The organism is Microvirga sp. P5_D2 (assembly GCF_054049475.1).
This window is the reverse complement of sequence record NZ_JBFUMH010000173.1, coordinates 1-10,752: the sequence shown is the minus strand read 5'-3', so window position 1 is coordinate 10,752 and position 10,752 is coordinate 1. Positions and strand designations below refer to the sequence as shown.

The following is a 10,752-nucleotide window of genomic DNA, read 5'->3' as shown; positions in this document are numbered from 1 at the left end:
GAGGAGGACGGCCCAAACCTTGATGCCTGTCAGCCTCGCCGCATCCTGGTTGCCGCCGACCGCATAGATGTGAACGCCAAGAACGGTACGGCGCAGGATGAACCAGGAAATGACGACGAAGAGCAGGGCGATCCAGACGAGCCATGGCACGCCGAACAGAACGCCATTGCCGATGAAAGCGAATGGAAGATCGGGGTTGAACCGGGTCGTGTCGTTGCCGAGCAGACGGGCCAAGCCGCGGACGGCCGTGAGCGATCCAAGTGTTACGATGAATGGAGGCAAGCGGACAAAAGCGATGAGGGCGCCATTGGCAAGGCCCAGCACAAGTCCCATGAGGAGGGCGGCGGGGATACCAAGCATACCCCATCCAGGAATCTGGGATCCGATGATGGCGACCATGGCGGATGCAGCGAGGATAGAGCCGACGGACAGGTCGATGCCGCCGGTCAGAATGACAAAGGTCATGCCCGCAGCGAGCACGGTGTTGATGGAGGCCTGCTGCGCCACGATCGAGAGATTTTGCACGCTGAGGAAGCGGCCCGACATCAACTCGAAAGCGATGCCGAGAATGATGAGCACTGGCAGCATGCCGATGGCTTGCAAGGTAGAGCGCCATGCGAGACGGCGTTGGAGGCTCTGGGAGCCGGCATCGACATTTGTCGCTCCGGAGGATTGAAGGGGGCCGCTCGTCTCATTCGGAGATGTCATGCTGCGGCTTCCTTCACCCCAGTCGCGATGGCGACGATGTTTTCCTGCGTGATGGGCGGATGCCCGACCCCGCCGACTTCACCGGCGATCTTTCCCTCACGCATGACGAGCACGCGGTCGCAGATGCCGACGATCTCAGGAAGCTCGCTCGAGATCACGATCACGCCGACGCCACGCCGGGCCAGTTCATCGATGAGACGGTAGATCTCGGACTTCGCACCGATATCGACGCCGCGTGTCGGCTCATCCAGAATGATGACACGAGGATTGGTCTCGAGAAGGCGTGAGAGCAGAACCTTCTGCTGATTGCCGCCGGACAGGCTGCCGACGGGTACGATATCGCCCGCAACCCTGATGCCAAGAGCGCGGATTGCGGCGGCAGCGCGGTTCTTGGCAGCCTTGATATTGAGAATGCTTCCCGTGCGGGCGTCCCGCTGCAGGACATTCAGATTTACATTCTCTCGGACAGTCATATCGAGAAAGAGACCGAGATGCTTTCGATCCTCCGTTAGGTAGACGATGCCTGCCTTGATGGCATCTTCAGGACGGTGAAGGGCAAGTTTCGTGCCGTTGAGCGTGACCTCGCCGCTCGCTTTGCGATCGGCACCGTAGATGAGACGCGCAAGCTCGGTGCGGCCGGCGCCGACAAGGCCCGCCAAACCCAGCACCTCGCCTTGATGCAGGTCAAATGAGCAAGCATGCACGCGCCCACCATCGCTCACGTGACTGACGGAGAAGAGGACAGGGCCTCTGCTGCCTTTCGCATCATGATCCTTCTTGTAGAAGGACGACAGGTCGCGCCCGACCATCATGCGAACCAGCCGCTCCGCCGACAATTCCTCGCGGGTAAGGGTGCCGACATAGGTGCCGTCGCGCAGCACCGAGACCCGATCCGCCAACTCGTAGACTTCGGCCATGCGATGGCTGATATAGATGATGGCGAGACCTTCGGAGCGAAGCTGCCGGATCAGGGTAAACAGGGCATCTGTTTCCCTGGAGGAGAGCGATGTCGTCGGCTCGTCCATGATCAGAATGCGGGCATTGGCGATCAGCGCACGCGCGATCTCGACCAGTTGCCGCTCGGCCATCGAAAGCTCGCTGACCTTCGTCGATGTCTGGAACCTGACACCGAGTCTGTCGAGCACCGTGCGGCACGCCTGCTCCATGGAACGGCGGTCGATCATCGGGCCCCTTCTGTGCTCACGCCCCAGCAGCATATTCTCCGCGACGCTCAGATTGGGCGCCAAGGAAAGCTCTTGATAGATCGTTGAGATGCCGCAGTGAAGAGCATCCAGAGGCCCGCTGATCGTGACGTGCTTTCCATCAATGCGGATCTCGCCGCCGGGATCGGCCTGATAGGCGCCCGACAGAACTTTCATAAGTGTCGACTTGCCGGCGCCATTCTCACCCATCAGCGCATGAATCTCGCCCGGATAGACGGTGAGAGATACGTCTGTAAGTGCTCTAACCCCTGGGAAGGTTTTCGAAATTCCGACCATTTCGAGGATTGGGGCGGATCCGGTCATGGGTGCTTCCGGAAATGGYGAAGGGCAGGATCACGGACGAAGGAGTGTCGATGAGAGCGTGCAGTATCCGTCCCGGCAATATGCGGGATGTATCGAACAAGAATCGGTCCGTAACGATATCGCCTGGACACAAGCTGTTCCTCCCTGAAGGTCTCGTCTTGCAGTCGAGACAATTTACTCATTCAGGATAGAGGAAATACTAGGATCGCTCGATGCGCTGTCAATTGGCGAAAGCTGCGGTCTTTTGGAATTCCGGCTTCAGGGCACGGTAGAGACTGCGGAACGCCTCGATACGAGGCACGTAGGAATCGACCCATTCCGGCTGCGGATGGATCGTCTGAATGATGCGAGGAGGCTTGCAGACGTTCTCGGGCAGCTCGCCCGTCACTRCAAGCTTGGCTAATCGCGCCGCACCAAAAGCGGGTCCCTTGTCACTGCCTTCATAACGCCGAAGCGGAATGTTCAGAACGTTTGCGAAGATCTGCGCCCAGAATGCACTGCGCGATCCACCACCGACCAAGCCTGCGCTGGTCAGTGTCGTACCGGCGGCTTCGAGCGCCTGCTTGGCATCGGCAAAACTGAAGGCAACCCCTTCGAGTACGGCCTGCACCAAGTCGGTCTGTCCGGTCTTCGGCGACATGCCGAAGAAGACGCCGCGCGCACAGGGGTCGTTATGCGGGGTCCGCTCCCCTGTGAGGTAGGGCAGAAAGAGCGTTCTCGATGGTGATCGATAGACCGCTTCTGTATCGGCGAGAAGCTTGGCAATATCCTGCCGGAGAACACCGGCTACCCATGCAAGACAGCTCGCTCCGTTCAACATCGCCGCCATTTGAAACCAGCGATCGGGAAGCGCATGGCAAAAGGAGTGAAGCAGCGTTTCCGGAGCAGGATTGAAGTTCTGTGTCGTCACGAAAAGCTGCCCTGATGTGCCAAGCGAGATGAAAGCTGACCCATCCTCGATGGCGCCAAGACCGACGGCGCCAGCGGCGGCATCGCCTGCACCGCCGGCGACGACGACCTCGCCGTTCATGCCCCATTGCCGGGCCAGATTGGAATACAACACACCAGATGACTGAGATCCCTCGACGAGATCCGGCATGTATGACCGGTCGAGGCCGGTCGCAGCCAGGGCCTTATCCGACCAATCGCGTGGGGCCTCATCCAGCCACCACGTTCCCGCCGCGTCGGACATGTCGGTCATGAGACGGCCGATTAATTTGAGGCGGATATAATCTTTCGGCGAGACGATCTTTCTGACAGCTCGAAATTCATCCGGCTCATGCTTCGCAATCCATAGGAGTTTGGGCGCCGTGAAGCCTGCCATCGGCATGACGCCCACCCGATGTGCGAGTTCAGGATATTTCGATCCGAGCTCCTCCGCCTCCATAGAAGAGCGCCCGTCATTCCACAGAATAGCGGGGCGGACTGGCCGGTTATGCTCGTCGAGCAGAACCGCCCCATGCATCTGTCCGGAAAGCCCGATGCCTCGAGTGTTGCTCAGGCCGCCTTTCGATTGCGCGGCGAGCTGATCGACAACGGCTTGAACTGCCTTCCACCAATCCTCCGGATCCTGCTCCGACCAGCCGTCGTGAGGGCGGGAAACGTGCAAGGGAACATCTGCCTCGGTGACGACCGATTGCTGTCCGTCGATGATGACGGCCTTCACGGCCGATGTTCCAACATCGATCCCGAGATAATGCGCCATGCCTTTACTCTTCACCTTGTTCCAAGCACATCTGCGACTGGTTGGCTTGGCATTATCGAATAATCTTACACGGGCGCAAATAGAGCCGAGCGCGCCTACCGCCTTCTAAGGTGCAAGCCATTCCGCAGGGTCGATAAAATCTTTTCTACCAGGATGATAGTCATCGGGTTGATTTTTTGACGAACCGTCACGCCCGATCCCGCCTGCCTTAGAAAGGGCGACAATCGCGGCCTAGATGAGTATAGTAGCAAAGTAGGCCGCGGATGCGCGTGATCCTATCATGATGCACACCGCCTCCGTGGCCTCTACTGCCAAGGTTCATCCCTGGAGGAGCGGTTATGGCAAATTTTCACATCGTCGCCGGCGCAAGCGATGCTCCGGCCCATCCGGTTGTCCGCCACATCGGCCCAGCAGATTTGAAGGAGGCCCTTCGCAAGGGCTTCGATGATTTTTGGGCGATGCCCTCTCATCTTGTCTTCCTCGGTTTGATCTATCCTGTGCTCGGCGTCTGCCTCGCCGCTCTGACTTTCTCGAACAATGCCTTGCCGTTGCTCTACCCCTTGGCTTCGGGCTTTGCCCTGATCGGCCCCTTCGCGGGCATCGGCCTTTACGAGATCAGTCGCCGTCGGGAGCTTGGTCTTCCGACCTCATGGCGGGATGCGTTCGATGTGCTGAAGTCACCTTCCATTCCATCCATCATCGCGCTCGGTGTCGTGCTGCTGGTAATCTTCATGATCTGGCTGACAACGGCGCGGATGCTGTACGAGGTCATGTTCGGATATGCAGCGCCTTCGTCCTATCCCGCCTTCGTCAATCAGATCCTGTCCTCTTCCGAAGGCATGAGAATGATTGTTCTCGGGAATGCTCTCGGGTTCGTCTTTGCCCTTGCCGTGTTGAGCATCAGCGTCATCTCGTTTCCGTTGCTCCTCGACCGCGATGTGGGCGTGGCTGTCGCGGTCTATACCTCCATCAAAGCGGTTGTTATGAATCCCTTCACGATGGCGCTGTGGGGATTGATCGTGGCTGCAGCCCTTCTCATTGGATCCAKTCCGCTCTTCGTCGGTCTGGCCGTCGTGATGCCGGTTCTAGGGCATGCGACCTGGCATCTGTATCGGCGAGTGGTCGAGCCGCCTTCCCCTGAAGAAGCACATCCGGCCATTCAAGGAAAAACATCGATGATGAATCGTCGCTAGGGACCAGTGCTAAAAAATGCGAGGCGGGTCAGGAGTGTGTGATCCGCCTCGAATACCATGATGATCACGAAGACGATGACTGCGCTCACCGGCACGAGGATGGCATACACCAGGGACAGGCGCTCCCATGCCATATGCATGAAAATAGCCATGATGAGGCCGGCCTTCAGCAGCATGAACAGCAGGATGAGCGAGTAGCGCAGAAAGCCCTCGAGCTGGAAATAATCGACCATGTAGGAGCAGGTACTCAGGATGAAGAGCCATGCCCAGACGACCAGATAGAGCTTGATCGGGTGCTGTTGACCTTGTTTGTGTGCTGCTGCTTGCGCCATGCTGTCCCTCTCACCAAAGGTAGAAGAAGGCGAAAATGAAAACCCAGACGAGATCCACGAAGTGCCAATAGAGGCCCATAATCTCGACGGATTCATAGTTGCCTTTTCTGCTCGTGAAGAAACCCTTCCGCTGGTCGTCATAATCCCCGCGCCAGACTTTCCGCGCAATGATGAGAAGGAAGATGACGCCGAAGGTTACGTGCGTGCCATGGAACCCGGTAATCATGAAAAAGGTGGAGCCGAATTGAGCAGCTCCCCAGGGATTTGACCACGGGCGGACGCCTTCATGGATGAGTTTCGTCCACTCGAAGGCCTGCATGCCGACAAAAGTGGCGCCAAGGAGAGCCGTGAGGAGCATCAGACCGGCGGTTATCCTGCGGTTGCGCCGATAGCCGTAATTGACAGCCATTGCCATCGTGCCGCTGCTGCTGATTAGAACGAAGGTCATGATGGCAATCAGGATCAGCGGAAGGGTCTTGCCTGCGATGGTCAGGGCAAAGACCTCGCTGGGATTAGGCCATGGCACCGTCGTGGACATCCTGGCGGTCATGTAGGAAATCAGGAAGCAACTGAAGACGAAAGTATCGCTGAGGAGAAAGATCCAYATCATAGCCTTGCCCCAGGAGACGCCCCTGAAGGCCTGCCGGTCGGAGGAATAGTCGGCTGCGATGCCACGAAGGCCAGCAGCTTCGGGAGGCGACCGATCGAGCTGATGCACCGTCTGCTCCGTCATGGGAGCCTCCTCAGAACAGTATTTGCCGACACAAATCGACGAGCTCTCCGGCCCAGCCTGTCAGGATTCCGAAGAGGACCAGCCAGGCGACAAGCAGGAAGTCCCAGTACGTGGTGCAAAGCTGAATGGTCAGGCTTTGCCGATCGTCCAAGGCGCGCGCGCGCCAGGATTTCTCGATTACCATGCCCAGAACCGCCATGCCGCCGAGAAGATGCAGGCCGTGAAGGCCCGTGAGAACGTAGAAGAATGCATTGGCCGAGTTGGATGTGAGCCAATATCCCTCATCCATGAGCTGTCGCCATGCCAGCAGTTGACCGGAGACAAAAGCCAATGCAGTGACGCCGGCTGCAAGAAGGCCTATTCGTGCGCTATCGAAATCCCGATCGCTCATTGCGCGGTTGGTTCGATGCAGGGCGATGCTGCTGAGAACGAGAATTCCCGTATTGAGCCAGAGCAGTTTGGGAATGGGTAGATTTCGCCAATCCGCCATCTGCATGCGCATGGCATAGGCACTGATGAAAAGCGCAAACAGCGAACTGGCGACTGCAATGAAGACGCCTAGCCCAACTTTCTCTTTGGATACACCCGGTGAGGCGTCGCTCGTCCAGTCATTCGAAACACCTTGCTCCAGCCACGGCTTCGATGTGACGCCCTGGCGGATGAGCCACCAAGTTGCAACGACGGCAAGGATGCTCAGGAGCGCTAAGATACTAGCCATGGGAACCTCCCAGGGCAGGCTGAGGACCGGGGTCGTTCTGCGGCAGGAAATCTTGGCTGGCCCCTGGCACGCTGTAATCGTAGGCCCACCGATAGACGATGGGGAGATGCCTGCCCCAGTTCCCATGCGGAGGCGGCGTTTCAGGCGTTTGCCATTCCAGCGTCGTCGCGCGCCATGGATTACCGCCCGAAGCTCTGCCGTATCGCAGACTCCAGAAAAGATTGAAGACAAAGACAAGCTGCGTTGCGCCGACGATCAGAGCAACGACCGTAATGAATGCGTTGAGGGTATGGGCCGATGGCGGCACGAATGCCATTTCGCCCATCTCATAATAGCGGCGCGGAATGCCCATGAGGCCGAGATAATGCATTGGAAAGAAAATGGCGTAGGCGCCTAGGAACGTAACCCAGAAGTGCAGCTTGCCGAGCCCGTCATTCAGCATGCGGCCCGTGACTTTGGGATACCAGTGATAGATAGCCCCGAAAATCACAAGGATCGGTGCAACGCCCATGACCATGTGGAAATGAGCAACCACGAACATGGTGTCCGAGAGCGGCACATCGACAACCACATTGCCGAGAAATAGGCCTGTGAGACCCCCATTCAGAAAGGTGACGATGAAGGCGAGGGAGAACAGCATCGGTGCTGTTAAATGAATATCGCCCCGCCAGAGAGTGAGGATCCAGTTATACACCTTGATCGCAGTCGGAATGGCGATGATAAGGGTCGTGGTGGCGAAGAAGAACCCGAAATAGGGGTTCATGCCACTGACATACATGTGGTGCGCCCAAACGACGAAGCTGAGAGCGCCGATGGCGAGCAGCGCCCAGACCATCATGCGATAGCCGAAGATATTTCGCCTCGCGTGAGTGCTGATCAAATCGGAGACGATGCCGAAGGCGGGGAGGGCGACGATGTAAACCTCAGGGTGGCCGAAGAACCAGAAGAGGTGCTGAAACAGCAACGGACTTCCGCCGTTGCGATCGAGAGGCTGTCCCATCTCGACGATGGCCGGAACAAAGAAGCTGGTTCCGAATACCCTGTCGAACAGCATCATGACGGCGCCGACAAAGAGGGCGGGGAAGGCAAGAAGCGCCATGAAGCTCGCGGTAAAGATGCCCCAGACCGTCAACGGCATGCGCATAAGCGTCATGCCGCGGGCGCGCGCCTGCAGGACGGTTACGACGTAGTTCAAGCCGCCCATCGTGAAGCCGATGATGAAGATCATCAAGGAGGCGAGCATCAGGATGATGCCCCAATCTTGTCCACCGGGCGTGCCGGAGAGAATGGCTTGTGGCGGATAGAGGGTCCAGCCGGCGCCGGTCGGTCCGCCCGGCGCGAAGAAGCTTGCAAGGAGGACGAGCACGGCAAGGAAATAGACCCAGAAGCTCACCATGTTGATATAGGGAAAAACCATATCCCGAGCGCCGACCATCAAGGGAATGAGGTAGTTGCCGAAGCCTCCGAGGAACAAGGCTGTCAGGACATAGACCACCATCATCATGCCGTGCATCGTGATGAACTGGTAATAGGCATTGGCATCGATGAAGGAGAACATGCCGGGAAAGCCCAATTGCAGGCGCATCAGCCAGGAGAGCACAAGTGCGATCAGGCCTACAGAGAGCGCGGTCAGGGAATATTGAATGGCAATGATTTTTGCGTCCTGGCTGAAAACGTACTTCGTGATCCAGCTATGCGGATGATAGAGCTCGACATCCTCGACCTCAGCAGCGGATGCCGCGCCGGAATGACCGATTGGAACATCAACCATCAGGACACTCTCCCTGGCCGTTTCTTTTAAGAAGCCCCGCCTGCTACGACGTCATTATTGGGCCGAAGGAGCCAGACGCGCGAAGTCTTGCGCCTTCTGCTCCTTCAACCATGCCTGATAGTCGCTCAACTCCTGAACGATGACTGTCCCGCGCATCTGCGAATGACCAACGCCACAGAGTTCCGCGCATAGGATTTCGAATGTGCCGGTTCTGGTGGGAGTGAACCAGATGTAGGAGACCTGGCCGGGAACCAGATCCATTTTCGCTCTCATCTCCGGGACATAGAAGTCATGAATGACATCGACCGAGCGAAGAAGTGCTTTCACCGGCTTGCCGATAGGCATGCGCAATTCACCTCCTTCAATCACGACATCATCCTGAGCGGCGGCATCTTCGCGGCTCAGCCCCATCGGGTTGTCGGGGCTGACAAGGCGCATGTCCGAAAGGCCAAGCTTACCATCGGGGCCCGGGAGTCTGAAGGCCCATTGCCATTGCTGGCCCATGATCTCGATATCGGTCGCGTCTTCCGGCACGGTTACGAACTGTCTCCAGACGAAGAGGCCCGGCGTCAGCATGGCAGCCACGCCAACTCCCGTGATGACCGTCAACCACCATTCCAGGCGCCTGTTCTCCGGTTCATAGGTTGCTTGGCGTCCCGGCTGGTGGCGAAACCGGTAGATGCAATATGCCATGAAAAGGACAACGGCGACGAAGACCGCGCCTGTTATCCAGAACGTGATGAGGATAGTGTCGTCGATGTAGTGCCAATTGGAAGCGATCGGCGTCCACCACCATGGGCTCACGAGGTGGAAAACAACGGAGCCGATGGCCACTATGATCAGAGCCAGCGCAAGAGCCATTTCCTTTCATCCCCATCACATCTGTGCTCGGCATGAAACAGTAGGCGACAACGTCGAAGACCAATAATCATAGATACGCGCCGGGCGCTCAGATCAACGCTTCCGGAGATGAAGTGAAATCCGGTTAATACAAACTGTCATCTTCAATTTAAACTTACACCTTTGGTATTTTGGGGTCAACGAACTCGCATTGACCGTGAGCGAACGCTCAATGAAGGATGATCTCGCCTGGGAACATCAGTCGGTCGATCCCTGGGATCTGTGGGGCTATCGCTTGGCGCTCGGCGGATTGAAGAGCTCCATGGCCTCGAGTACCCGTCGAGATTGGATCATCTGCCAAGTCGAATGCTCGCCCTCGGGTGCGTAAACCAACTGCCAGCCGAACGGGCAGCGGAGGGTCGTCGCCTGGAGCTGGCCGAGCGCGAATGTCCGCTCGCCGCGATGTTTGCGCTGCACCCCTTGACGCCGAGATTCTGGCTTCATGGATAATTCGGGGTCGTCTGGATCATCGTCTCTGGAGCCGAGATAGATTGTGACCGGCATACCGAGATAGCCGCGCAGCTTCTCTTGCTCTTCGTCGTCCTTATAGACGCCGCCCATGCCGTAGGGCGCCGCCTCGCCATCAGGATAGTGGCCGAGCATCGGCAGTACATAGCTCGAGGCATTCGCCAAGACGATGCGGCGCGCATCGGGCTGCTCGAACGCGGCCACGCGGGACAGGAACTGCGCGCCAGCGGAGTGGCCCCAGCACCAGTAGGGCAACGTCTCTGCCTTTTCCTGCGTCCGCACCCAATCGGCTAGAAGCGGCACGAAGCGTGTCGTCCATTGAGCGGCGGGCTTGAGGTTGCCGGAGCGATCCACCAAGCCGCCGCGATGGTAGTCCCTGATGCGAAAACGAGCTTTGTCGAACAGAGGCGCTGCCACCACGAGGCCGCCAGTATCGGCGAGGTCGATGGCGTAGTCGCGATAACTGTCCGCCGTACGCGACGTGCCGTGATAGATCAGCAGGATTCCCTTGATCATACTGCTTGGCTTGTAGGTGTAGATATCGAAGGCGACCCCGTCGAGGGTCGCCTGCATTTGACCGGAGCCGCGTGGAATCATGATAGGGCCTTCGCGTTCCTGAACTAGCTTCTCTTCGACGGAATGGGTCTACATCAGGCATAGAGCTCATCGGCTCAGCTTAAATGCTACCAAGCTGAAGC

The 10,752-nt window shown here is 58.0% G+C and carries 10 protein-coding genes; 1 reads left to right on the top strand and 9 read right to left on the bottom strand.

The annotated features are described in order from the left end of the window. The 3 genes from ACXJKO_RS26430 to xylB form a co-directional block, all read right to left on the bottom strand. Positions 1-708, bottom strand: a 708-nt coding sequence (locus tag ACXJKO_RS26430) for an ABC transporter permease subunit (protein ID WP_457094031.1), incomplete at its 3' end; no start/stop codon positions are given. Beyond that, complete coding sequence (locus tag ACXJKO_RS26425; protein ID WP_457094030.1) at positions 705-2,234, bottom strand: sugar ABC transporter ATP-binding protein; 1,530 nt, start codon at positions 2,232-2,234, stop codon at positions 705-707. The genes ACXJKO_RS26425 and ACXJKO_RS26430, both read right to left, overlap by 4 nt. A gap of 220 nt (positions 2,235-2,454) precedes the next feature. Next, positions 2,455-3,939, bottom strand: coding sequence for a xylulokinase (xylB, locus tag ACXJKO_RS26420; RefSeq protein ID WP_457094029.1), 1,485 nt, complete (start codon positions 3,937-3,939; stop codon positions 2,455-2,457). Positions 3,940-4,277: 338 nt separating this feature from the next. On the opposite strand from xylB, the gene ACXJKO_RS26415 reads away from it, so the two are divergent. Beyond that, on the top strand, positions 4,278-5,132 hold the full coding sequence (locus ACXJKO_RS26415; RefSeq protein WP_457094028.1) for a DUF2189 domain-containing protein: 855 nt from the start codon (positions 4,278-4,280) through the stop codon (positions 5,130-5,132). Here ACXJKO_RS26415 and ACXJKO_RS26410 read toward each other — a convergent pair. The 6 genes from ACXJKO_RS26410 to ACXJKO_RS26385 all read right to left on the bottom strand — a co-directional run bounded on the left by ACXJKO_RS26410 (position 5,129) and on the right by ACXJKO_RS26385 (position 10,651). Next, a complete protein-coding gene (locus ACXJKO_RS26410; RefSeq protein ID WP_457094027.1) occupies positions 5,129-5,464 on the bottom strand; it encodes a cytochrome C oxidase subunit IV family protein in 336 nt (111 codons plus the stop codon). The genes ACXJKO_RS26415 and ACXJKO_RS26410 overlap by 4 nt on opposite strands. Before the next feature lie 10 nt (positions 5,465-5,474). Next, positions 5,475-6,197, bottom strand: coding sequence for a heme-copper oxidase subunit III family protein (locus ACXJKO_RS26405; RefSeq protein ID WP_457094026.1), 723 nt, complete (start codon positions 6,195-6,197; stop codon positions 5,475-5,477). A 10-nt stretch (positions 6,198-6,207) separates the two neighbouring features. Continuing rightward, entirely contained in the window at positions 6,208-6,915 is a 708-nt protein-coding gene (locus ACXJKO_RS26400) for a cytochrome c oxidase subunit 3 (RefSeq protein WP_457094025.1), read from the bottom strand. Further along, complete coding sequence (ctaD, locus tag ACXJKO_RS26395) at positions 6,908-8,686, bottom strand: cytochrome c oxidase subunit I (RefSeq protein ID WP_457094024.1); 1,779 nt, start codon at positions 8,684-8,686, stop codon at positions 6,908-6,910. Before ctaD ends, ACXJKO_RS26400 begins: the two co-directional genes overlap by 8 nt. 54 nt (positions 8,687-8,740) lie before the next feature. After that, positions 8,741-9,547, bottom strand: a complete 807-nt coding sequence (locus ACXJKO_RS26390) for a cytochrome c oxidase subunit II (RefSeq protein WP_457094023.1) — start codon at positions 9,545-9,547, stop codon at positions 8,741-8,743. A gap of 267 nt (positions 9,548-9,814) precedes the next feature. Then, positions 9,815-10,651 (bottom strand): hypothetical protein, encoded by an 837-nt coding sequence (locus ACXJKO_RS26385; protein WP_457094022.1) that lies wholly within the window; start codon positions 10,649-10,651, stop codon positions 9,815-9,817. Between the last annotated feature and the right edge of the window lie 101 nt (positions 10,652-10,752).